Below are 23,855 nucleotides of genomic sequence, written 5' to 3'. Positions count from 1 at the left end.
CACCTCTAACTCAAAATAGTCTCTTCTTTGCTCAGCTGTAATGCTTTTTTCACTGCATAGGCTTTTTTAATCGATTCTTTATATTCGTGTTTAGGGACAGAATCTATGACGATCCCCGCACCTGACTGCATAAAGGCTTTTCCTTCTGTACAATACGCAGTACGAATGACGATATTAAAGTGCATATCTTGATTGAATCCAAACCAGCCTATAGATCCAGTATAAAGCCCACGTCTTGTTGGCTCAAGTTCTTCTATGATTTCCATCGTCCTCACTTTTGGAGCACCTGTAATCGTTCCACCTGGGAATACAGCTCTCATGACATCTACCGCGTCACATTCATCACGCAGCTCTCCTTGTACATTGGATACAATATGCATCACGTGCGAATATTTCTCAATCGCCATAAATTCGTTCACTTTTACGGATCCATAAGTGGATACGCGTCCAAGATCATTCCGCTCAAGATCAACGAGCATCACATGCTCTGCGCGTTCTTTTTCATTTTCAATGAGCTCTTTTGCCAGCGCCTGATCCTCAGCGTCGTCTTTGCCTCGTGATCTTGTTCCGGCAATTGGTCTTGTTTCTAGCTGAGTTCCTTTTTTCTTAATAAGCAGCTCTGGAGATCCACAAACAATCTGGAAGTCAGGCGTATGCAGGTAAGACATATAAGGAGATGGATTGACTTGACGTAACGTTTTGTATAAATTATACGGGTGAGTGTGAAGCTGTTCATCTTGTCTGATGGATAAGTTCACTTGGAACACATCACCGTTTGCGATATATTGCTTAATTTTCTCTACTGCTTCCCCAAAGGTTTCTTCAGTGAAAGGTGCTGCTGGTACAAATTCTGTGGAAGATTCATTGACAGGTGATTGTGCTGATTCTTCTGAAGAGCTTGTCCATTTTTGCTTCCATTCTTCAAGCCTTTGGTTCGCTTCACTCCCTGATTCCGCTTCCTCTATGTGCGTAATCAGCCACAGCGCGTTTTCTTCATGATCAAAAACTGCAACATCATTAAACACGAGGAAATAAAGGTCTGGTGTTTGTAGATCATCAATTGCCAGCATCTTAAAATGCTCGATGTATCTAGCATAATCGTAGCTTAAAAACCCAATCGCTCCGCCTTGAAAGTCGGGGTATTCATCGTTCGTTTCGGTTTGAAGGGTTTGAAACCAATCTGTAAATGCTCTGAATGGATCACCTTCTTTGAACAGCACCTCATCTTGATAATGGATGGTCGTCATCCCATCTTTCCCCTTCGCTTTAGCGATCGGGTGAATACCAGCGATGCTATATGAACCGCCGCGTGCACTTTCAAGAAGCACATGATGTGTTTCACGAGCAGTTAATTGTTCGTATCTTTTCAAGAATGCATCTTTCGTAAAAGGAATTTTGATGCCCATCGGCCTGCGTTGTGTCATGTTATCATCCTTTTTCATTTTCATTAATCTTATTGTAATGCAATCCAATTTATTTAGAAAATAGTATTTGCTTTCCATCTTCAGAAATCATGAAAAAACCCCAGCAAATGCTGGGGTGATTGGTTTAATCGAATTGATAAAGAGGTGTACTGAGGTAACGCTCTCCATTACTTGGGATGATGGCGAGAACCTTTTTCCCTTTACCAAGCTTCTTCGCTGTTTGAAGCGCTGCGTAAATAGCTGCTCCTGAAGAAATACCGCCAAGAATTCCTTCTTCTTTCGCTGCTTTTCTTGCAAGCTCAAATGCATCTTCGTTTTTCACTTGGATGATGCCGTCATATATTTCTGTGTTCAAGATTGAAGGAACAAAACCTGCTCCAATTCCTTGAATTTTATGCGGACCCGGCTTCCCGCCTGACAATACAGGGGAATCTGTCGGCTCTACTGCATAAAGCTGGATGGATGGGATGGCTTCTTTTAGGACTTCACCAGCACCTGTAATCGTACCGCCCGTACCAACACCTGCAATAAATGCATCAAGCTCGCCGTCAAATTGTTCAAGGATTTCTTTCCCAGTTGTACGACGGTGAATCTCCGCATTGGCTTCGTTGCTAAATTGCTGAGGCATGAAGTAACCATGCTCCTCTGCCAATTCTTCTGCTTTTTTGATGGCACCTTTCATTCCTTCTGCACCTGGTGTTAAGACAAGCTCCGCACCATAAGCGCGTAAAAGGTTGCGGCGCTCCTGACTCATTGTGTCCGGCATAACCAAAATCGCGTTAATTCCTTTAGCAGCCGCTACCATTGCAAGGCCGATTCCTGTGTTTCCGCTTGTTGGTTCAATAAGCGTATCGCCGGCTTTTAATGTTCCTTTTGCTTCAGCATCTTCGATCATCGCTAAAGCAATACGATCTTTGACACTGCTGCCCGGGTTCATATATTCAAGTTTCAAGTAGACATCCGCACTGTCTTCATCTACTAAACGGTTTAATTTAACGACTGGTGTATTTCCTATTAGTTCAAAAACTGAATTTGCAATACGAGCCATCACTAACACCTCTATCTCCGAGTAATTTTATTGTATTAATATTAAATTATCAATTTCAAAAAATTTTGTCAATGCTTTTAGTCCTGCTCTCCATCGTAAAACCATGTGACTTTTGCTTCTTTCCACAGGGTTTTGACATTCGCCTTTTCACCTAGATCTTCCATAGCGATCTGCCTTTTAATCTGATCTTTGACTTCTTCGTAGGAGAAAGAGCGGCCATTTAATTTTTCTTTTAACTGAATAATGGCATACCCGTTTTTGGTCTGAATCGGTTCTTTCGTCCATTCATCTGGCTGAAGCTTTTGAGCTTCTTGTATGTATAGGGCCGGGATACTTTCCTGCTCTTCTGTCACAAATCCAAGATCTCCGCCGTATGGTGAGGTGTAACGGTCGATTGAACGTTCAGCTGCTACGGCTTCGAAGCTAGATCCACCTTTTAAATCTTTCAATACATTTTTAGCCTCGCTCTTTGTCTTCACGACGATATGGCGAATGCGGTATGAATCATCATATTGATATAAGTCCTTGTTTTTTTCATAAAACGATTTCGCTTCTTTTTCAGAAACGACGGCATCTCTTGTTAAAAGCTGCTCTAATAAAATTTGATAACGAATCTGTTCTTTCCATTCCTTCTCACTTGTATGTCCATCTTCATAGAAATTATTAGACACCGCTTTGAGCATAAGCAATTCACGATTGATCTCTTTTGAAGACACCTCCAGCTTGTTTTGCTTGGCAAGCTGATTGACCACCTTTTGATTGATCATTTGCTCAAGTGTCGCCTTTCCGTAGCGGTCTTCCATTTTCTTTAGCCATTCTTGACGCGTCACCTTCTCTTTTCCAATCGACGCAATTTCTTCACCGCTCTTCCCGTTAGAAGAGGCCTGTGACATTTGTGACTTTGTTAATACATATGCAATGACAACGGCATTAATCATGAGCAACACGAGGATAAATGTCCATACCACTCTTGCTTTTAGTCTCATCTTTCGGCTCCTTTCCATTCTAAAAAGAAAACCCGCTGCTTAGAGCTTAGCGGGTTAATTCTTCACGTAGCTCTTCCAGCTCTTCTTTTGTAAATACATACGTTTCGTTACAAAAATGGCATTGAGCTTCTGCTTGTCCGTCTTGTTCAATCATATCATCAATTTCGGCTTTTCCTAGGCTGATAATGCCATTTGCAAACCGTTCTTTTGAGCAGTTACAAGAAAATTCGACGGGTACAGTTTCTAAAATTTGAGGCTTTTCACCGAGTACTTCTTCTAATATTTGTTCTGGTGTCATCCCTTTTTCAATGAGTTTAGAGATTGGTTCAATGGTTGACAGGCGCTTTTCTAGTCTTTCAATGACAGCATCGTCTGTACCAGGCAGCAATTGAATGATGAAACCGCCTGCTGCGAGGATCGAATTATCTGGATTGACAAGGACACCTACGCCTACAGAAGAAGGCACTTGCTCAGAAGAAACAAGATAATAAGTGAAGTCATCTCCAATTTCACCTGAGACGATTTCCGTTTGTCCTGTAAAGTGGTCCTTCAGCCCGATATCTTTGACAACACTTAACGTTCCAGATGTTCCGACTGCACGCCTCACATCCAGCTTGCCATGTTCATTTAAGTCAAAGTGAACTTGTGGGTTTGAGACATATCCTCGTACCTGGCCTTTTGCATTTCCATCAGCAATAATGGCGCCGATTGGTCCACCGCCTTCTATTTTGACAGTTAGCTTATTCTCACCTTTCAGCATAGCACCCATCATGACTGTTGCTGTCATCGTTCTGCCGATGGCTGCTGATGCGGTCGGCCACGTATGATGTCTTCTTTGTGCTTCGTTGATTGTATCTGTTGTGTTTGCAGCATATGCGCGGACTTTTCCGTCATATGCTAACGCTTTAACTAAGTAATCCATTTGATTTAAACCTCCTATAATACACCGACACGATTACGTTCATAAATGAGCTGCAGTCCTTTTAATGTGAGGAACGGATCGACAATATCAATACAGTCTGATTCATTTCCAATCAATGTAGACAAACCGCCTGTTGCAATGACTTTCGGTGTTTGTTTGGCTTGCTGCTTCATCCGTTTCACTATTCCCTCGACTTGGCCAACATATCCATAAAGGATGCCGGATTGCATCGCACTGATGGTGTTTTTTCCAACAATGTGATCTGGACGGACAATTTCAATTCTCGGCAGCTTCGCCGCTCTTGTATATAAAGCCTCAGTTGAAATGGTAATACCCGGTGCAATCGCTCCACCCATGTATTGTTTTTGTTCATTGATATAACAGTAGGTTGTTGCTGTTCCAAAGTCTACCACAATAAGAGGCGCCCCATATAGGTGAATGGCTGCTACTGCATTGACAATTCGATCTGCCCCGACTTCCTTTGGATTGTCACACATAATGTTTAAACCAGTCTTCATTCCAGGCCCTACAATTTGGGGTGTTATGTGAAAATACTTTTCGCACATTCTTTCAAGTGCGAACATCATAGGCGGGACAACAGACGAGATGATAATCCCTTCTATTTGGTCAAACATCAGCCCCACATAATCGAATAAAGCCCTTATGGACATACCAAATTCATCTTCTGTTTTATGACGGCTTGTTTCAATTCGCCAATGGTAGTTTAGATCGCCATTATGATAAACACCTAAAACGGTATTTGTGTTTCCTACATCTATCACGAGTAACAACTTCATCACCACTTTGAATAGTTTCTCAAAAAGAGCATTTTTCGACTTTCTATCATACCATACACGAATTGAGTTCCATTTGTAAACAATTCGAAACCGATCCATTCATGAATCGAAATAAAAAAGCTGCCGGTGATCCCGGCAGCTTTCACAGAAGGAGATTAGATCTCCTCATCTTCTTTTTTCTTGATGTTTACTTTCACATCATCGTTTTTCTCTTCGTCATCTGCGTATACACGCTCTGGAAGCTTTCCAGTTTCGTAAAGAGATTTAATTTGCTCAGCATCTAATGTTTCAACTTCTAGAAGGGCCTGTGCGATGATTTCTAGCTTATCTTTATTCTCAGTGAGAATTTGCTTCGCACGTTCGTAGCTCTCCTTAATGAAACGCTGAACTTCTTGGTCAATTTCGTAAGCGATCGCTTCACTGTAATTCGGCTCATTGTTGAAATCACGGCCAAGGAATACTTGACCTCCTTGTGATTGACCGAATTGAAGCGGACCAAGTTTATCAGACATACCGAACTCTGTAACCATTCTTCTTGCAATGCCTGTTGCACGCTGGAAGTCGTTGTGAGCGCCTGTACTTACTTCGCCAAACGTAATTTCCTCTGCAACACGACCGCCGAGCAAGCCGACAATTTTATCAAGAAGCTCTGGTTTCGTTTGGAAATAACGGTCTTCCCTTGGAAGCATGACCGCATATCCGCCTGCCTGACCTCGAGGAACGATCGTTACTTTATGCACCATATCCGCTTCGTCTAGGATAAGACCAATGACGGTATGACCTGCTTCATGGTAAGCCACGATATTACGTTCTTTCTTCGAAATGACGCGGCTTTTCTTCGCCGGCCCAGCGATGACACGGTCAGTCGCTTCATCGATATCACGCATATCGATTTTCTTTTTGTTTTGACGGGCAGCAACAAGTGCTGCTTCGTTTAGTAAGTTCTCAAGATCTGCTCCAGAGAACCCTGGTGTTCTGCTTGCAATGGCTTTTAAGTTGACTGACTCGTCAAGCGGTTTGTTTTTCGCATGAACTTTCAGTACTTCTTCACGGCCAATAACATCTGGGCGGTCAACCGTAATTTGACGGTCAAAACGTCCCGGACGCAGCAATGCAGGGTCTAGAATATCTGCACGGTTCGTCGCAGCAATGATAATAATACCTTCGTTGGCACTAAAACCATCCATTTCAACAAGAAGCTGGTTAAGCGTTTGTTCACGCTCATCATGACCACCGCCAAGACCGGCTCCACGCTGACGACCCACTGCATCAATCTCATCAATAAAGATTAAGCAAGGTGCATTCTTTTTCGCATTTTCGAATAAATCACGTACACGTGATGCACCGACACCGACGAACATCTCGACGAAGTCAGAACCACTGATGCTGAAGAAAGGAACGCCTGCTTCTCCTGCAGATGCTCTCGCAAGCAATGTTTTACCTGTACCTGGAGGTCCTACTAGTAAAACCCCTTTAGGGATTCTTGCGCCAAGCTCCGCAAATTTACGTGGATCCTTCAGGAATTCAACCACTTCTACAAGCTCTTGCTTCTCTTCATCTGCACCGGCAACATCTTTAAATTTCACACGTTTCTTCTCTTCTGTGTAAAGCTTCGCCTTACTCTTACCAAAGTTCATGACTCGGCTTCCGCCGCCCTGAGCTTGGTTCAATAAGAAGAAGAACAGGATAAAGATGATGATAAACGGAATGATGGTTGTCAGAACTTGCAGCCATCCATTTGTTTCAGGTGCTGGTTCTACTTTTACATCTGTATTCTTCAGTGCACTGTAAATTTGGTCAACACCTTGACCATCTGGAACATGGGTAATGAAGTATTGATCTTTCTTCGCGCCATCTAATTGACCACGAATTTCATAAACCCCTCTTACAGGCTGAATGGAGATACTCTCCACTTTTCCCGCACTTAGATTTTGCGAAAATTTGCTGTAAGACATGTTCTCAGGCTTTTGATTTGGGGATCCTAACCAACTGACGACCCCTATCACAAGTAATAAAATAAGTATATAAAAAATCGTATTACGAAAAACCCGATTCATTCCTTACCTCCTCCCACAGTAAGCACAACTATGTTCAATAGTATCATAGAAAATCATTCCAACACAACCAATAACCTCATGTATACGTATGCTGATCAGCCTTCGTAAACAGATGGTTTTAACACTCCAATATACGGGAGGTTTCGGTAACGTTCAGCGAAATCCAATCCATAGCCGACAACAAATGCATCTGGCACTTCAAATCCAACATAATCTGCTTTGATGTCTGCTTTGCGGCCGCTTGGTTTATCAAGCAATGTCACAATTTTAATGGAATTTGCTTTACGGTATCGGAAAAGCTCTACCAGATAGCTCAAAGTTAACCCACTGTCGATGATATCTTCCATAATCAAAATATCTCTTCCTTCAACAGAAGTATCTAGATCCTTAATGATCTTTACTTCTCCAGAAGATACGGTAGACTTTCCGTAGCTAGATACATCCATAAAATCAAGTTCTAAATATGTATCAATGTGTTTGATCAGGTCTGCCATGAATGGAAGAGCCCCTTTCAAAACACCAATAGCCAGGGGAAATTTACCATCATAATCGCTGGTTAATGTTGCACCCAGTTCCTTCACTTTTTGCTGGATCTCTTCTTCTGAGATCAAAATCTTTTCAATATCTTGTTTCATGCTTTTGCTTGCCCCCTACAAATTTTCGTGCTGTCTATATTGTAATACAATGAGATCGCTGTTTGTCATATCAATTTCTTCAAAAACGGATTTTTTCAGACCTGGGATCCAGATGATTTGATGATCCGAGTCAGTGACGATCGGCCAGCTGTCTCTTTCTGCAAGAGGCACTTTTTTATCAATAAATATATCCTTCACCTTTTTTGATCCATTCATCCCTTTAAGTTTGATTCGATCACCATTTTTTCGTGAGCGAATGATCAAAGGGAGACGAACATGATCTTTTTGAAGCAAGAAAAAATGGTTTCCGTTCCGTGCATCCTTCGGAACATGATTTGATACGACGATAGACTGTCCATTTGGGAGAAAAAGCTCTTCTCCGAGCTCAGCCTTTAAGTGAAGAGCATAAGACTGGTCTAATACATGCGATCGTTCAAAGGTAAACATACAGTGATCATAAGACTTGACAGCTTGTAAACCTTTTGGCAAATCTAATGATCCAGACGGTTGATCTGTATGAGATAACCAGTCTAAAGTCCCTAGAATATGCTGGTTTGAAAACGCTGATTGAGTGTTTTCATAAAGATAGTTTAATATTAGTTGAATGCCTCTTCTTTGTAAAGGCAAAGGCAGGTCAAGCAAAGGCTTCGTTTTGATCTCAATTTGCTTAGGCGATTGACTCGTTATCACTTGGTTCATTTGTTCCTTTGTTAAAGCCTGCAAGTATTGCTCATCCTCAGTCAGCATGTCACTTACAAACTGAAAGCTTTCATGTACATGAGGTGCCTCTTCTTTTAATACGGGAAGAATATGTCTTCTTACCCGGTTTCTCAAGTAGTCATCCGTATGATTGCTTTGATCAATGACATAGGGGACATGTTCTTTTTCACAAGCTTTTAGCACGTCGTCTTTAGAGTATCCAATGAGCGGACGAATCAGCCATCCGCCTTGAAAAGGACGTTTTGCTTGGATACCCGCGAGTCCAATACCAACAGTCCCTCTCACAAGTCTCATCATCATTGTTTCTACTTGGTCGTCTCCATGATGTGCAAGCGCTATAAATTGAGCGTTGTATTTCTCCATCAATTGACGAAAGAAAGTATATCTGCACTCCCTTGCAGCTGCCTGTTTGTTTAAGCGGTTTTCTTTTGCATATTGGGTGACCTGTATGCGGGACGATTCAAAAGGGATCTCGTGCTCCTTACAGTAAGCCTCAACAAATGCCAAATCAGCGAAGGACTCTTCTCCTCTGAACATGTGATCTACATGGGCTGCAATCAGCTGATAGGAACCTTTGCGGCGCTTGTTAAGTTCATGCAGTAAGAGCATGGAATCCGGTCCGCCGGAAACCCCGACAATGACTGTCGTATTTTCAAGGTAAACATCATGTTTTTTCAAAAAAGATTCAATTCTACTCACAACTTCCTCCTCACAAAAGAGCAGGTAATTTAAAGATATACATATCCTATCACTTTCAGTAGCTCCAAGCAAAGAAGAAGCCTGCTTTTTTCCGGCTCTACAACAGGAACAAAACCACATATGCACAGTAAAGAGCGAGTACACTGCACACGATAAGAATGGTTTCAAAAAGTCCGCCTGATTTTTTACGCACTGACGTTCTTTTTGCTGCTGCAGCCCGCGATCGTGAGGTCACTTGTTGATTTTGATTAACAGCAGGTTTTGGCGCGTTTTTTTGCTGCTTCTTCTGGCGCGATTTCCTTGATGCAATCAGCTGTCCTTCTTTCAGCATCGCACTTTTCATGTCTGCTGCTGATTGATATTTACCTTGTAGAGCAGCCTTTAACACCCTTTCATATCGCTTTAATAAAGGATGTCCTTCAATAGCTCGATAAAGCTGCTTTTCTGGTTCTGCTCCTTTTTTGAATTCTTTCTTATACGCACAGTTCACCATCACCATCGTCAGAGCAAATAAATCATAAGTTGGATCAGCTTTTCGTGTACCGAATCCCCAATAGCCTCGATCAAAAAACTCGGTATACTCCTTAATTGCCCTGCCCGCTTTCGTCGTTCCTCCCACATCAATGCACCGGATCGTGGCCGGGGGCCCAGAAACAATGAGATTATCCGGCTTTAAATCACCAAAAATCCAGCCTTCCTGATGTAAATGAGCCAAGCTAGATAAAAGCTGAATCATTAAAACCACAATCCACTCATCACCCTTTTGTTTCACAAATTCAAGCAGTAATGGGCCTCTGACATATTCCATCACATAAAAAGAGCGTTTTTGAGGCATACCAGGATAAATCGCATCATCCATATCATAAAAAGAAGGCCCCATGGTTTTCACAGGAGCCTTTGAAAAGGATTTTAAAACATTGACTTCAGATGCAATGAGCATACTGTCATCACTCACTTTAAGGGCCGCTTGCCCATGTGGCGATTCGGCCAGATAGACAACACCGTTCGCCCCTTTTCCAAGCTCTTTTACAATACGGTAATGATGGTGGTGCCATTTCCCTTGAATCACCGTGCCTAACGGGATGTTAGAAGCCGAATTCATCATCATGCTCTTCCTTTGCTTCAAGCAGCCCTTTGCGTGAACGAACTGATTTGAAATGCTGAAGTGCTTCCCGAAGCGCTGGTCCCGTTGGGGTGATTCCTCCAGTGGTCAGTTTTGGGAAAATAGATGATAATGAATCGAATCGAGGCGTCCAATTCAACACAATTTCAGCATCTGAGTTTTTCCCGGGAAATACACACATCCCAAACTGATTTTCTCCAATTCTTGAATTTAAACTGATGGAAAGGTCGATGAGTGCTTCTTTTACGGTCGGCAGCTTCGGTTTCATACTTGCACTTGTATCAACAAGCACGAGTACTTGAAGGTGAACCGTCTCTCCTAACTCATCTACAACCTCCATTACTTCCCCGCGCTTATCAGGTGGAAGTTCTTCAATTTCAGCATCTTTGCCGAGAATTTGCTGCAATTCTTTATTCACAACACCTTGCAGGGTTTGTGTCATCGCTTTTTTTGTGACCATTTGTACTGTTTGAGATAACTGCTGGACGTAGACAACTTGATGGATGCCTCCGCCTGCGAGAGCAATCCCCTCTACTTCCTTCATCGCTTCATGATCGTGTCTGTTTTCTTCCATAATGCCAATGACATTGACTGTAATCCCTTGTTCCTTTGCCAATGAGGCAATCGCAAGCGGATCTTCCCCGTGATTTGAGCAGCCATCTGTAATCAATAAGATTTGGTTGACGTGACCTTTTCGCATCTTCATTCCTCCTGGGATTGTAACTGAATGCTTATATCCCCATCATCGCCAGAAGAAATTCATATTATACGATATTTTAAGAAATCTCTTGTTTCTCAAGATAGAATGTACCGGTCGGAATGGAAGCCCATTTTGGTGTGTTGTGGTCGAGCCTGATGACAACAACTGTCATATCGTCATCAATTTGGCCTGCTCTTGTTCGAATGACCTCTTCCATTAATAAATCAGCAATTTCTTGGGGATCTTCTGTTTTAAAGCTTTTCATTTTCCGTTTCACCCACAGATCATGATTTTCAATATGCTTTGGCCCTTCAAAAATGCCGTCACTCATCATAATCAATAGATCTCCTGCCTTCATCTGTTCACTCACAACCTCGACTTCGAATTCATCAATAATACCGATTGGCAAGTTGCTTGCTTGTACCTTCATCACCTGATCACCCCGTTTAATAAAGCTGGGTGTTGAACCAATTTTGAGGAACTTACAGCTCGCATCCTGTAAATCAATGATCGATAAATCCAATGTTGAATAGATCTCGTCCGTCGTTCTTAAAGATAAAATACTATTAATGGTTTTAATCGCCACTTTTTCATTGATACCTGACGCCAATATTTTTTCTAACAGCTTAATCGTTTCATTGCTTTCAAAATGAGCCCGTGCTCCGTTGCCCATTCCATCACTAATAGCTGCAGCATACTTGCCCGCACCAAGCTCCATCATGCTGTAGCTGTCTCCAGATACCAGTCCTCCGCCTTTTGCTGCATGTGCCACGCCTGTAGCCACTCGGTATGATTTAGCAGAGCCAAATACAACGTGGCAATAGCCTGTTGGGTGCTCTGCACACTGCTCTGCTTTGACTAAAATCTGTTCTTCTAAAATATCTGAAAGCATTGGAGCAATGATTTTTTCACATTCCCCATGCCCTTGGCAATATGGGATTCTCATTTCAATATCCACATTTCCCTGCTCCAAGCTATAGATTTCTACTTGCTGGATTTCAATGCCAAAGTGCTGAAGCGCTTCTATCATCTGCTCTTCCTGAATAAAATGCTGTTCTCTTTCTCGTTTTATTTCCCGGGAAAAATCCTCCATTACTTGCGAGACCCCCATCAGCTGTTCAGCCACAAGACGTCTGCTGTCTTGGACTTTTTTCTTCAATGTCTGATTGGCTTTATAGTAAGCGATCTCCTCTTCGATCAATTCCTCGACATGTTTTGATTTTGAGCAGTGCTGACTAAATTTCTTTTTCAATTTTCGGTTATGCTCATACGTTTTTTCATCAGATTCATGCATAACTTGTTTCATTAGTTCATAGGTTGTATCAAAGTTCTGCACCCAGCATTTATTTTTCTTATAGCACGTTTGACAGGATCGTTCTGTGATCGTACTTAAAAAAAGATCTACATCCTCTTCCTGCTTCTTCTCTTCAGGAATGGATTCGTAAAATGTCGCAAAACTCTCAGACAGCGCATGAAATACATGAGAGAATTGATCTACCTTTTTTGCTGTCACGTCTCGTACCTTGCGAGCATATTGCTGCTGCTCTTGTACATGCTCTACCGTACCAGGAATGTATTTCGCTACCTTGGAGGTGACTGATTGCGGCGTAAGCAAAAAGAGCACAACCGCTATAAGTGATTCATACAGTGTGGTCATGAGACCTGCTGATCCTTCCCCGTACAGTGAAATGAGTAAGGAACCCACTATTAAGCCGATGGCTGCCCCTGCTTTTTTCCCTTCTTTCAGCAATCCGCCTAATAAGCCTGAAAAGGCAAGAAGACTCATCTGATAAAGGTTTCCGATGTTAGCGAGACCGAGAATTAATCCTGTCACAACACCGACCGTACAACCAATACTGGCTCCGCCAATAAAGGCAAACGTCAGCACTACATAACGTGACAAAATATGCTCTGCCTGCATTCCTTGAAATGTGATCCCAGCAAGGCCAGTTAAAACTGAGGCAATTAAAATCATAAAACAAATAATTTCTTCGACCTTTAAAGAGTGTTTAATTTTCCTGACTGTAAAAATCGGCAGGCTTTGAAGAAAAATCAGAGTCAAAATGAAGGCAAGTCCTGCTTCGACACCCGCCATGACGTAATCATAGCTTTGCACAGCACCTTGCTCTAGGTAAACAAACGCTCCTCGGGTGATCAGCATTGAGAGAACAATGACAACCGGTAATGTTTTCACTGGGTCTTTGATGATGAAAGAAACCACCTTTGACATAAGGAGAAACATGAGCAGCGACGCAAACACAAACAATGCATTTTGAGGTGATATCGTCATCGCCCCTGCGAGTAAAGCTAGACAAGCAAGCATCGCCTTATCTCTTTTAATAAGCAGCATGGAGCCAAAGAAAGGCAGAGCAAACGGCATAATTTCAGATAATATAAAGGCTCGTCCTAATAAAAAGCCTAGAACAACATAAATAAACCCTTTATAGAAAAAAAGAGAATGCGTGTGATGAAGAAACAGGTTTTTCATCTTTTTTAATCCCGCACTGATTCTTTCAAACCCCGCTCCTGTTAAATCAGTTCTTCTTTCTAGTTTTTCCATCTTCTCATCCCCCACCTGATATTCGTTGCTTGTCATTATAGCGAAGGTAAAAAAGAAATTTTGTCAAAAGAAGTTGTCGTTTCCATAAAACGTTCGACGCTTTATTCGTCAAAGAGGCATACTTTCATGAAAGTCGATGTCTTTCATCAGAATTTTACGAAGGCACAAAAAAACAGCTTTCCTATAGAAAGCTGTTTCGAAGATGACCCGTACGGGATTCGAACCCGTGTTACCGCCGTGAAAGGGCGGTGTCTTAACCGCTTGACCAACGGGCCTTGCTTTATGTTCTAGTTAAAAGGATAGCGGCGGAGGGGATCGAACCCCCGACCTCACGGGTATGAACCGTACGCTCTAGCCAGCTGAGCTACACCGCCATAATGAAAATGCGCTAAGAAGCACAAGAACTATAATACAAAGGATTCGCTTGTCCGTCAATAGAAAGTTTTAAATTAAATGACGAAATCTCAAAAAATATCGGATGGATCATGAAAAAAAGCACCTGCTGAACAGCAGATGCTTTGTTGTGAAAATATATAGAAAGCAGCAACAAGTTAACCTCTTCTTGCTCCGCGCCCCCCACGTTTTGATTCCGTGTTACGTTTTAAAGATGTTAAGCGATCTTCGCTATCTTTTAAGAATTTGTTCATTTTTTGTTCAAACGATTCCTTCGGACGGAAATCATTTCTGCTTGGTCTTGATTGTTGTTGAGGACGATCTTTTGCTTTTTTAATGGACAAGCCGATTTTACCGTCTTTTTCAACGTTAATCACTTTCACTTCAACTTGTTCACCGACTTTTAAATGCTCATTAATATCTTTTACATAGTTATCGGCTACCTCACTGATATGAACGAGACCAGTTGAACCGCCTGGCAACTCCACAAAAGCTCCAAAATTTGTAATGCCCGTAACTTTCCCTTGTAACTTGCTGCCAACTTCAATCGACATAAAAAAAGTGCTCCTCCTTAGACTTATAAAAAAATCTCATTTGTTCAATTATACATAAACTGAATTTTAAGTGTCAACAAGGCTAATCGCTCTTATTGCCCACATCAAAGATTTTTTCGCCTTTTTTGGACATATAATAGTCCCGTCGTGCCAGTTCGAGTACGTATTCCTTGCTTTTCAGCTTCTTAATTTCATCAGAAATATCTTCCTGCTTTGTTTGTAATTGCTTCAACTCTTTTTCGAGCGCAACCTTCTTCTCTTCTTTTTCCTTTAGTGAAGACGATTGCGACCAGAGGGCACTTGTCACCAAGACAGCAAACATGAGCACGATTACACCAAACACGGTAAGCCTTCTAAGGAGTCCGCGACGTTTGCGTTTTAAGCGCTGCGCTTGCTGTTCCATTTGTTTTTGGTAATCATTTTGAATTTGTGCGATATTTCTTTTTCTCTTGTTCAAGATTGAAGGCCTCCTCTCTCACTTTGTCCAGAATTGTTTCCATTTCGTTTTGATGGTACCAGATAATTTCTTGGCCCCTTGTAAAATTCCTGCTCCTTTTGAGAAAAACAATCTCATTGATGTTCGCCATTTTTCGGGAATCCGATGAATAATGGTCACATTGAGTAACCAGATGAGCGGATAACAAACAATCGACAGCACCTTCCACACGAGCCGAAACGTAAAACGAACTAGACGTAAGAGCGAGTGGAGCAAGAACAGTATAGCACTTATGACCAATGTGATCATCCAGCGGATCGGCTGGAAGACAATCGACATGACCAGCCTTTTCAGGAAGAGAACGGTCTGATATACACACATCATGATAAACTTGAGAATCTTAAGATACAGATGTTTCATCAATGCCTGATACATCGAGAAACCTAGAGCAACGGCTAGAAAAATATAAAGCCTGAATTCTCCCTCATTTGTCAGCAGCAGGACGTAAAAGAATAAGAGACCCTGTACCATCCAAAAAAGGAGATCGTGGATAACCAAAAGCCATTTTGCTGTTTTTTCCCGATTCACAAACAGCTTGTACGTATCAAGCGATGCGCCCAGCCAGATGCCCATCGCCGCCATGGAAAGCATCGTATAAAACTGGACTGTCAGCGTCATTTAAACAGCTTGCTAAAAAATCCTTTAGCTTTCTCCCCGTGCTGCTCATCCACATAGATTAAATCAAAAACACGCCCTTTAATCGACACAACGCCCTTTTCGACGTCTAGGTTTTTCATTTGCAGATTTTCTCCGCGGATGGCGAGAATCCCCATGACCGTCTCCAGCAGAAATTCCTCACTATCAAAGCTTTCCACTTGTTTGACACCAGTAATATCTAAATGCTTTCTGTTTCGCATTGTGACATTATGCTCTGCGTCTGATGACAGCTTCGTGCCTTGAGGTTGATTATAATATTGATTCATCTATACATCCCCCATATCTCATACTTGCATGTTACTGCATTGTATGTGATAAGAGGGTCATTTAGAACAAGCCCTATTCTGCTGTTTTTTCTTCTTTTAGCACAGTATACATGCCAGCCGCTTCTTCTTTTTTCGTCGTGTCCTTTAACTCGTTGACTTGAACAGTCACTAGTTTTTGACCAAAGCGGATTTGCAGCTCATCTCCTTCTTTCACGTCAGAGCTTGCTTTCGCCTGTGTTCCGTTAATAGAAATCCTGCCTTGATCAGCTACTTCTTTTGCCAATGTTCTTCTTTTAATTAAACGGGACACTTTTAAAAATTTATCTAGTCTCATGTGTCTTCACCTCTTTCTATGCGTTTCGCATCGTTCCATAGATCGTCCATTTCCTCTAGCGTTAAGTCATCTAATGAACGGCCTATGTCCTTTGCTTTTTGTTCGATATGCTGAAAGCGCCGTATAAATTTTGTGTTGGCAGAAGCGAGTGCCGTTTCAGGCTCTAAGTGATAGAACCGGCCAATATTGACGAGAACAAACAAAAGATCTCCAAATTCATCTTTCATCTGCTTCGTTGCACCTTCGTCCGTCTTCTCTGCCACTTCATCGAGAAATTCCTGCTTTTCTTCTTCGTATTTGTTCCAAATATCTTGAACATCTGTCCAATCAAAGCCTACCTTGGCAGCTTTCTTTTGGAGCTTATATGCCTTTGTTAGTGCTGGAAGTGTCGCCGGAATCGATTGCAAAATAGAACCGGTCCGCTCTGGCTTCTCCTGCTGCTTGATTTTTTCCCAGTTGGCAACCACATCTGCTGCCTCAGAAACATTCGTGTCACCAAACACATGGGGGTGCCGCCGAATCATTTTTTCTGTGACATGCTGAATGACGTCATCGATTGAGAAATAACCGTCATCTTCGCCAATTTGAGCGTGAAGCAGCACCTGCAGCAGCACATCGCCAAGCTCTTCCACCATATGATCTGTGTCATCTTCATCTATCGCTTCAAGCAGTTCATAGCATTCTTCAATTAAATATGGTTTGAGTGATTCATTTGTTTGTTTTTGATCCCATGGACAGCCGCCCGGACCTCTTAATGTACGTATGACGTCACGGAAGGTGTCAAATTGTTGATAAAGCAGCTGTTCATCTTGAATTGGAGGAACATAAACACTCGTTAAGTTATTTATCGACACATCTCGATCAAGTTCAAATAAAGGAACGGCAGTAATCTGTTCCTGACTGCTTCCAGCTGCAGTCACAATATAAACTTCATAATCGTCGGGAAGCTTTTCCATCAGTGTGAGTTTCACATTCGAAGCTGTCATCTGATCATATACCTGACAAATCAGGACGTGCTGGGTTAATTTCAGATCATCCGCTCTCATATCCCCTGCATCAACGAATTGTAATCCCTCGATGGGATCAATCTGCAAGGAGTTGAATGTCGCATCTAGAAAGCTTTGTCCACCAGCGACAGACACCTCAATCCCGCGCTCTTTCTGCCCGGAAACGAGCAGCTGTACGGTCTTTTCTGCCACAAATGGATGACCAGGTACTGCGTACACAATGTCTTTTTCCGCTGCCTCTGAAAATAATATTTCGGTAATTTCATGATACACCTGATCAAACTGATCGTGCTTTTCATAAATTTCATCAAAAAAGGTGAGAGCTGGGACCTCCTGCATCAACTCTGCGGTAAGCGGATGATCCTGCGTTCTCATAAATACTTCTTTCGCCTGCTTCAGCTGCTTATATACACCGAGCGTCAGCTGATCCATGTCGCCTGCCCCGAGACCGACGACGGTAATCTTACCTGCCATTTTGATTCCCTCTCATCTGTTTAAAATATAAAATCTTTTCTCCTAATGGAATGAGTCTCCATTCATCGTCCGTAAATACTTCTAGCTTAAGAATACTATATAAAAAGGCGAAACCACCAATAAAAACTGATGTCAGGCACTCTAAAACGGAAAACGGACGGTTTTCAAAGGGGATGACCCATGAAAACAGAGCCTGATATCCTATTAAGACCACAGCCATGAAGGCGGCTGATAAAAGAATTTTCACCGGGAACAGCTCTCTCAATGAAATCCATCCTTTATGCTTCAAATAAACGGCATTGAGCACGGCTGCTGTGAGAAAACCACATACAGTTGACCATGCGGCACCTTGGATGCCAAATAACGGTACAAGCGCAATCGTTAGAATCCATTTCACCAGCACGCTGAGGACCACCACAACAGCAGGGTACACAGTATGCCCGAGCCCTTGCAGTAAAGCCGTCTGCGTAATGGCAATCGATGTAAAGGCGATCGATATACAGAATATTTGCAAGACATCGGTGCCTAAATCATTACGAAAAAGCATTGTATTTACTGGTGCTAAAATACAAATCAATCCAACCGCTGACCCTATCCCTAATACCGACGTGGTCTTAACCGATGACCGAACTTTTTGCCGTATCGTTTCACGCTCTCCATTCCTCATAGCTGCCGATAAAAATGGCACAAGTGAGGTTCCGATGCTGATGGCAAACACCGTTCCGAGCTGTAAGAAAGGCTGGCCTCGGTCATATACACCTTTCGCCGCCTTTGCCGCCGCTTCACTGAGACCCTCGCTGCGCAGCAGCGCATACAGATGAAAAGCATCAATCATTTGCATCCATAAAATGAGCAAACCGCTGACACAAATCGTCAATGTATACAGCACCAAACTCTTCATAACATCTTTTTTTCGAAGTGTCTGTTTGCCTGACATACTTGCAGCAGACTGCTTTCGATAGGTCAGCCAAAGGAAAAGAAGCAAAATGAGCGAGGCCGCACTTCCCGCGATAGAAGAGAACACTGCACCCGCCCCTGTTTCATAAAGCGAATAGCCATGCCTCACGAAATAGAAGGATAAAACAAGCAGGACACCTACCCTGATGAGCTGCTCAACCAACTGAGAAACAGCCGTTGGAAGCATCAGACCGTCACTCTGAAAAACTCCCCTCAGCATCACAGTGAGCGGCAGAAATAGAAACACAAAAGCACTCATCTGGATGAGCAGAATTAATTGACTGTCTGCCATAAGACCCGCAATTGTGCCTGCTCCTATGTAAAGACAAAGAAATAAGACCAGGCTCAGTAAAGTGATATAGATCAAGGATACCCTTGTAATGATCCGTCGATTCTCTTCCCCATGCTCACTCAAAAGCTTGGACACCATGACAGGAAAACCTGTTGTACCAAGCATGATGGCAATGCCAAGGAAAGGATATACCTGCTGATAAATATAAAACCCTGTGTCCCCTACGATGTTTTGAAACGGGACACGGTAAACGGCACTTAGTACCTTTGATAACAAGCCTGCGATGGTCAAAATCACCGCACCCTGGAAAAGCCAGTGCGGCTGATTCACAGCATTTTTCATGGATGACTCCTTTAAAATAGATCTACAGTTAAACGCACTCATTATATCATACGTGAAAAAGACGTTCCTTTCTAAGGAGTAGACGGCACATGTCTCGTTTTGTTTCATTCCATATAAAAAACCGACAAAATCAAATGATTTCATCGGCATTCTTTCGTTTTATCAAAATGATATAGAGTTATTAGACCTAATGTTCCATTTGACGGGCTAAGAAGCCAGCTGCTGTCTCTGCCGCTTTATGCTCCACTTCTCCCATTGAACGCTCTTTAGAAAATAAGACGACGGCGCCAATCGGATCTCCGTTTGCAACAATAGGTGCAATGGTATAAGAAGATACGTCATCATCAATACCATCGACAAGTTGAATTTCTTTTTTGCTTTCTTCTAACACAGAATTACGCTGATCCATTGTTCGTTCAAGTAAATCACTGATGGATTTGTTTAAGTACTCTTTTTTCGAACTGCCGGATACAGCAATATACGTATCTCGATCACAGATCAGGATGGAATGACCCAAACTGTCGAATAATGCATCAGCATATTCCTTCGCAAAGTCTCCTAGCTCACTAATCGGCGAATACTTCTTCAAAATCACTTCTCCATCGCGGTCGACGAAAATCTCAAGCGGATCTCCTTCCCGAATGCGCAATGTTCTGCGAATCTCCTTCGGAATAACCACTCTACCTAGATCATCGATGCGGCGTACAATTCCAGTTGCTTTCATTCACTGCTGCCTCTCTTTCGTTTGATGATGTGTTGGGTGAATGGAACAAAAGCGTCCACTTTATGCAACATTCACCACTTGACCCTGAGTTTAGTATCCGTCACATCAAACGTAATATACACGAGAGACAAACAAAATTTTATGAAGATGGAATGGTTTCTTTTTTCACATCTTGAAGGCCTCGAAGCATGTTAAGAACAACCTCAAGCCATTCCTCTGTCTTCTTGCCTTTCGTTTGGACAGAAATAATCAGCTTGCTGCCTTCCATTCCCAATCCGATTTCACGTCCATATTTACTGCCGAGCTCAAATAATTTTTGACCGTCGATTTCACCGCTTGCTTTCTCATCAAGGGTCATTCTGACAATGCCTTTCTCCATCTTGATCAGCTCGACACGTTCCTGGACAGCGTACACCTTCATTGTCGCAATCGTAAACAAGTCAGCCACTTCTTGCGGATATTCACCAAATCGGTCGATCATTTCATCCTGAAGCTCTTTTCTCTCTTCAATCGATCCAATTGCTCTGAACTGTTTATACATTTCAATCTTTTGCTTGCCATCCGAAATATAAGTGTCTGGGATGTAAGCATCAATTTGCAGATCAATTTCTGGCTCGAATTTATCTTGAGCCGTTGTATCGCCTCTTCTTTCCTCAATGGCTTCTTTCAGCATTTGAGAATAGAGATCGAATCCAACCGAATCAATGAAGCCATGCTGCTGAGCACCAAGTAAATTCCCTGCTCCTCGAATCGTTAAATCACGCATCGCAATTTTAAACCCAGATCCGAGCTCTGTGAATTCTTTAATGGCTTGAAGTCTTTTCTCCGCAACTTCAGAAAGAACTTTATCTTTTCGATACGTGAAATAAGCATAAGCGACACGGTTCGAACGCCCGACTCGTCCTCTTAGCTGGTACAGCTGAGAGAGCCCCATTTTATCGGCATCGTGGACGATGAGCGTGTTCACATTTGGAATATCGACTCCCGTTTCAATGATGGTGGTACTGACCAATACATCTGATTCACCTTCAAGGAAATTGATCATCACTGATTCCAGCTCGTTCTCACTCATTTTCCCGTGCGCATAACTGACTTTTGCGTCTGGGACCAGCATGGAGATTTCGTCTGCTTTTCGTTCAATATCCTCAACACGGTTATAAAGGAAGTACACTTGACCGCCGCGTGCTAATTCTCGCTCAATCGCTTCTCTGACTAGAGCGCCATTGTACTCGACCACATAGGTTTGAACAGGGAATCGATTTTCAGGCGGTGTTTCAATCACTGATAAATCCCGCACGCCTAGCATGGACATATGAAGCGTACGCGGAATTGGCGTAGCCGTTAATGTCAGTACGTCGATATTGGCTTTCATCTGTTTAATTTTCTCTTTATGCGTCACACCAAAACGCTGTTCCTCATCAATGATCAACAGTCCTAAATCCTTGTAGACGATGTCTTTTGAAAGAAGACGGTGTGTGCCGATAACCATATCGATCGTTCCGTTTTTCAGCCCTTTTAACGTTTCAGTTGTTTCTTTTCTTGTACGGAAACGGCTCAGCTGCGCAATTTTGACAGGGTAGTCTTGGAATCGGTCCATGATTGTGTCAAAATGCTGCTGCGCTAAGATGGTTGTCGGAACTAGCAGGGCTACCTGCTTCCCGTCAGCAATCGCTTTGAAGGCCGCACGAATAGCCACCTCCGTTTTTCCGTAACCCACATCTCCACAAAGCAGACGGTCCATTGGACGTTCCCGCTCCATATCCTGTTTAATTTCGTGAATCGAACGGATTTGATCATCTGTTTCCTGGTAAGGGAACGCGGATTCAAACTGGCGCTGCATCTCATGATCAGGCGAGAAAGCATATCCTTTGCTTGCCTCGCGTTCTGCGTACAGTTTAATCAGATCATCTGCGATGTCCTGTACAGATGTTTCCACTTTTTTCTTCACACGTTTCCAATCGCTGCCGCCTAGTTTGTACAGCTTTGGTTCTTTACCTTCTGATCCTACATATTTCTGCACCTGATCAATTTGTTCAACCGGTACATAAAGCTTGTCGCTTCCTTGATAATGAATATTTAAATAATCTTTATGAATGCCGCCGATTTCAAGCGTTTCAATTCCTAAATATTTACCGATCCCGTGGTTAATGTGCACCACATAATCGCCGACTTGAAGCTCTGAATAGCTCTTGATCCGCTCTGCATTGGTCAGCTTTTGCTTACGTGCCTGCTTTTTCACACGTTTCTTGAAGAGTTCACCTTCTGTGATTACAGCAATTTTTGATAACGGCAATTCAAAGCCCGTTTGCAGCTCACCTTGTAAAATATACACCTGTCCGCTTACAAGCTCAGCGTCCGGTTTAGCAAGAGCGGCTTCAATGTCATAATCATGCAGAACAGACGACAGCTTTTCTGTCCGCTCTTCATCAGCACCTAAGAAGACAACCGTGTATTGCTGTTTTTTATAGCGTTCAATTTCACTCGCCAGCACATTCATCTGCCCGTGGAAATTCTGCATTTGCTTACTAGATACATTGACGATATTTTGCGGATTTGTCTGCTGGACATGTCTCAGGAACAAAGAGTAGTACAGAATGGATCTCGATTGCTGATTGATCAGTTCTTGGAACGGGAAAGATAGAGATAAATCATGGAGAATATTGCCTTCTTCAAGCAGACTAATTGTCCAATCGGCTTCTTCCTGTTCAAGCTGTTCTTCCATCTCCTGAATTCTGCTGATTTCATCTAAAATAATAATCGTATCCTGCGATGTGTAATCTAGCAAACTAGCAGGCTTTTCATAGAAATAGGACAGGTACTTCGTCATTTCCTGTGTCACGATGCCTTCAAGCAGCTTCTCGCGATCAGCAGAAATATTTTGATGAAGCAGTTCTTTTTGCTGATCTGAGTTGAATTTCTTTAAGCTCTTCGCCAGCCCTTGATCAAGCTGTTCAATGGCTCTCACTCGTTCAGGACCTCTCACAATTAACTCTTTTGCAGGACCTATTTTGATTTCTTGAAGGGTTTCTAATGAACGCTGTGTATCCGAATGAAACGTTCGAATCGAGTCTACTTCTGTATCAAACAGTTCAATACGGATTGGATGATCTTCCGTTAACGCATAGATGTCGATGATTCCTCCGCGCACACTAAAATCTCCGGGCGCTGCAACCATCGACGTCCGGTCATAACCAATTTGTACGAGCTGTTTTGAAAACGCCTCCAAATCAATTTCTTCACCGATCTTTAAATGGATCTGACTCTCCTTCCAGAGCTCAACTGGCGGAAGCATCCTGCGAACCGCAGCAGCGGGAGTGACGATAATGGGGTTTTCTCCATTCGCAAGTCGATTCAAGACATCCAAACGCTGTGCTCTCAGCTCAGGACTGGCCACTGCAATTTCTGAAGCGATGAGTTCATTGACAGGATAGAGAAGAACCGAGCGATCCGGCATCACACTTGCTAGATCATCTGTTACCTTCTGCGCCTGATATAAATTGTGAGTCACAATAAACATTGGCCGCTTCAGTTCGTCTGATATCGCGGCTGTAAATAAAGATCTGACGGAGCCTGATAGTCCGGCAAGCAGCTGTTCTTTTAACCCTTCCTTTAGCCCATTAAAAATGGACTGAAAATCATCACTTTGTTTGATAAATGATTGTATGTTTTTCATTTGGCTCCTCCTCCC

20 protein-coding genes and 2 tRNA genes are annotated in these 23,855 nt (G+C 42.7%); all 22 read right to left on the bottom strand.

Features of this window, described 5'->3' with window-relative positions; genetic code table 11:
* Positions 1 to 5: 5 nt before the first annotated feature.
* Positions 6 to 1,424 carry an anthranilate synthase component I family protein gene (locus tag NSS65_RS00450; RefSeq protein ID WP_081123873.1) on the bottom strand — a complete coding sequence of 473 codons (1,419 nt, stop codon included), beginning with the start codon at positions 1,422 to 1,424 and terminating at the stop codon, positions 6 to 8.
* Positions 1,425 to 1,548: 124 nt separating this feature from the next.
* Entirely contained in the window at positions 1,549 to 2,472 is a 924-nt protein-coding gene (gene cysK, locus NSS65_RS00445; RefSeq protein WP_024425655.1) for a cysteine synthase A, read from the bottom strand.
* A gap of 77 nt (positions 2,473 to 2,549) precedes the next feature.
* Complete coding sequence (locus tag NSS65_RS00440; protein ID WP_326135450.1) at positions 2,550 to 3,458, bottom strand: peptidyl-prolyl cis-trans isomerase; 909 nt, start codon at positions 3,456 to 3,458, stop codon at positions 2,550 to 2,552.
* Positions 3,459 to 3,504: 46 nt separating this feature from the next.
* Positions 3,505 to 4,380: an Hsp33 family molecular chaperone HslO gene (hslO, locus tag NSS65_RS00435; RefSeq protein ID WP_061109549.1), complete on the bottom strand. Its 876-nt coding sequence runs from the start codon at positions 4,378 to 4,380 to the stop codon at positions 3,505 to 3,507.
* Between the two features lie 14 nt (positions 4,381 to 4,394).
* Positions 4,395 to 5,171: a type III pantothenate kinase gene (locus NSS65_RS00430; protein ID WP_024427185.1), complete on the bottom strand. Its 777-nt coding sequence runs from the start codon at positions 5,169 to 5,171 to the stop codon at positions 4,395 to 4,397.
* Positions 5,172 to 5,332: 161 nt separating this feature from the next.
* Positions 5,333 to 7,234 (bottom strand): ATP-dependent zinc metalloprotease FtsH, encoded by a 1,902-nt coding sequence (gene ftsH, locus NSS65_RS00425; protein ID WP_034284252.1) that lies wholly within the window; start codon positions 7,232 to 7,234, stop codon positions 5,333 to 5,335.
* 95 nt (positions 7,235 to 7,329) lie between these two features.
* Positions 7,330 to 7,869 carry a hypoxanthine phosphoribosyltransferase gene (gene hpt / locus NSS65_RS00420; RefSeq protein WP_008357399.1) on the bottom strand — a complete coding sequence of 180 codons (540 nt, stop codon included), beginning with the start codon at positions 7,867 to 7,869 and terminating at the stop codon, positions 7,330 to 7,332.
* 15 nt (positions 7,870 to 7,884) lie between these two features.
* Positions 7,885 to 9,288 carry a tRNA lysidine(34) synthetase TilS gene (tilS, locus tag NSS65_RS00415; RefSeq protein WP_326135449.1) on the bottom strand — a complete coding sequence of 468 codons (1,404 nt, stop codon included), beginning with the start codon at positions 9,286 to 9,288 and terminating at the stop codon, positions 7,885 to 7,887.
* Positions 9,289 to 9,385: 97 nt separating this feature from the next.
* Positions 9,386 to 10,390 carry a protein kinase family protein gene (locus tag NSS65_RS00410; protein ID WP_211044128.1) on the bottom strand — a complete coding sequence of 335 codons (1,005 nt, stop codon included), beginning with the start codon at positions 10,388 to 10,390 and terminating at the stop codon, positions 9,386 to 9,388.
* Positions 10,374 to 11,111 carry a VWA domain-containing protein gene (locus tag NSS65_RS00405; RefSeq protein ID WP_034284249.1) on the bottom strand — a complete coding sequence of 246 codons (738 nt, stop codon included), beginning with the start codon at positions 11,109 to 11,111 and terminating at the stop codon, positions 10,374 to 10,376. The genes NSS65_RS00410 and NSS65_RS00405 overlap by 17 nt, the downstream gene beginning before the upstream one ends.
* Positions 11,112 to 11,187: 76 nt before the next feature.
* Entirely contained in the window at positions 11,188 to 13,671 is a 2,484-nt protein-coding gene (gene spoIIE, locus NSS65_RS00400; protein WP_326135448.1) for a stage II sporulation protein E, read from the bottom strand.
* Between the two features lie 203 nt (positions 13,672 to 13,874).
* A tRNA-Glu gene (locus NSS65_RS00395) sits at positions 13,875 to 13,946 on the bottom strand.
* 25 nt (positions 13,947 to 13,971) lie between these two features.
* Positions 13,972 to 14,045 (bottom strand) — tRNA-Met (locus tag NSS65_RS00390).
* 177 nt (positions 14,046 to 14,222) lie between these two features.
* Entirely contained in the window at positions 14,223 to 14,618 is a 396-nt protein-coding gene (locus NSS65_RS00385) for a S1 domain-containing RNA-binding protein (protein ID WP_008357409.1), read from the bottom strand.
* Between the two features lie 82 nt (positions 14,619 to 14,700).
* Entirely contained in the window at positions 14,701 to 15,075 is a 375-nt protein-coding gene (locus NSS65_RS00380) for a septum formation initiator family protein (RefSeq protein WP_003217952.1), read from the bottom strand.
* A gap of 18 nt (positions 15,076 to 15,093) precedes the next feature.
* Positions 15,094 to 15,732, bottom strand: a complete 639-nt coding sequence (yabQ, locus tag NSS65_RS00375; protein WP_041115217.1) for a spore cortex biosynthesis protein YabQ — start codon at positions 15,730 to 15,732, stop codon at positions 15,094 to 15,096.
* A complete protein-coding gene (gene yabP / locus NSS65_RS00370; RefSeq protein ID WP_024425646.1) occupies positions 15,729 to 16,037 on the bottom strand; it encodes a sporulation protein YabP in 309 nt (102 codons plus the stop codon). Before yabP ends, yabQ begins: the two co-directional genes overlap by 4 nt.
* 73 nt (positions 16,038 to 16,110) lie before the next feature.
* Entirely contained in the window at positions 16,111 to 16,371 is a 261-nt protein-coding gene (locus NSS65_RS00365; protein ID WP_008341839.1) for an RNA-binding S4 domain-containing protein, read from the bottom strand.
* Entirely contained in the window at positions 16,368 to 17,852 is a 1,485-nt protein-coding gene (gene mazG / locus NSS65_RS00360; protein WP_326135447.1) for a nucleoside triphosphate pyrophosphohydrolase, read from the bottom strand. The genes NSS65_RS00365 and mazG overlap by 4 nt, the downstream gene beginning before the upstream one ends.
* Positions 17,842 to 19,443, bottom strand: coding sequence for a polysaccharide biosynthesis protein (locus NSS65_RS00355; RefSeq protein WP_326135446.1), 1,602 nt, complete (start codon positions 19,441 to 19,443; stop codon positions 17,842 to 17,844). Before NSS65_RS00355 ends, mazG begins: the two co-directional genes overlap by 11 nt.
* Positions 19,444 to 19,630: 187 nt before the next feature.
* Positions 19,631 to 20,167 carry a stage V sporulation protein T gene (gene spoVT, locus NSS65_RS00350; protein ID WP_034284159.1) on the bottom strand — a complete coding sequence of 179 codons (537 nt, stop codon included), beginning with the start codon at positions 20,165 to 20,167 and terminating at the stop codon, positions 19,631 to 19,633.
* A gap of 139 nt (positions 20,168 to 20,306) precedes the next feature.
* A complete protein-coding gene (gene mfd / locus NSS65_RS00345; RefSeq protein WP_041115203.1) occupies positions 20,307 to 23,840 on the bottom strand; it encodes a transcription-repair coupling factor in 3,534 nt (1,177 codons plus the stop codon).
* Positions 23,841 to 23,855: the final 15 nt, after the last annotated feature.

This window comes from Bacillus sp. FSL K6-1006 (assembly GCF_038593175.1).
GTDB classification, from domain to species: domain Bacteria; phylum Bacillota; class Bacilli; order Bacillales; family Bacillaceae; genus Bacillus; species Bacillus safensis.
This window is presented reverse-complemented; position numbering and strand designations above follow the sequence as displayed.

Bases quoted from the DNA above. Each gene is read 5' to 3' on its own strand.
- NSS65_RS00405 (WP_034284249.1), bottom strand. From the start codon at position 11,111: ATGCGAAAAGGTCACGTCAACCAAATCTTATTGATTACAGATGGCTGC.
- yabP (WP_024425646.1), bottom strand. From the start codon at position 16,037: ATGAATCAATATTATAATCAACCTCAAGGCACGAAGCTGTCATCAGAC.
- ftsH (WP_034284252.1), bottom strand. From the start codon at position 7,234: ATGAATCGGGTTTTTCGTAATACGATTTTTTATATACTTATTTTATTA.
- spoIIE (WP_326135448.1), bottom strand. From the start codon at position 13,671: ATGGAAAAACTAGAAAGAAGAACTGATTTAACAGGAGCGGGGTTTGAA.
- spoVT (WP_034284159.1), bottom strand. From the start codon at position 20,167: ATGAAAGCAACTGGAATTGTACGCCGCATCGATGATCTAGGTAGAGTG.
- NSS65_RS00440 (WP_326135450.1), bottom strand. From the start codon at position 3,458: ATGAGACTAAAAGCAAGAGTGGTATGGACATTTATCCTCGTGTTGCTC.
- NSS65_RS00385 (WP_008357409.1), bottom strand. From the start codon at position 14,618: ATGTCGATTGAAGTTGGCAGCAAGTTACAAGGGAAAGTTACGGGCATT.
- hslO (WP_061109549.1), bottom strand. From the start codon at position 4,380: ATGGATTACTTAGTTAAAGCGTTAGCATATGACGGAAAAGTCCGCGCA.
- yabQ (WP_041115217.1), bottom strand. From the start codon at position 15,732: ATGACGCTGACAGTCCAGTTTTATACGATGCTTTCCATGGCGGCGATG.
- mazG (WP_326135447.1), bottom strand. From the start codon at position 17,852: ATGGCAGGTAAGATTACCGTCGTCGGTCTCGGGGCAGGCGACATGGAT.
- NSS65_RS00365 (WP_008341839.1), bottom strand. From the start codon at position 16,371: ATGAGACTAGATAAATTTTTAAAAGTGTCCCGTTTAATTAAAAGAAGA.
- hpt (WP_008357399.1), bottom strand. From the start codon at position 7,869: ATGAAACAAGATATTGAAAAGATTTTGATCTCAGAAGAAGAGATCCAG.
- cysK (WP_024425655.1), bottom strand. From the start codon at position 2,472: ATGGCTCGTATTGCAAATTCAGTTTTTGAACTAATAGGAAATACACCA.
- mfd (WP_041115203.1), bottom strand. From the start codon at position 23,840: ATGAAAAACATACAATCATTTATCAAACAAAGTGATGATTTTCAGTCC.
- NSS65_RS00410 (WP_211044128.1), bottom strand. From the start codon at position 10,390: ATGAATTCGGCTTCTAACATCCCGTTAGGCACGGTGATTCAAGGGAAA.
- NSS65_RS00355 (WP_326135446.1), bottom strand. From the start codon at position 19,443: ATGAAAAATGCTGTGAATCAGCCGCACTGGCTTTTCCAGGGTGCGGTG.
- NSS65_RS00450 (WP_081123873.1), bottom strand. From the start codon at position 1,424: ATGACACAACGCAGGCCGATGGGCATCAAAATTCCTTTTACGAAAGAT.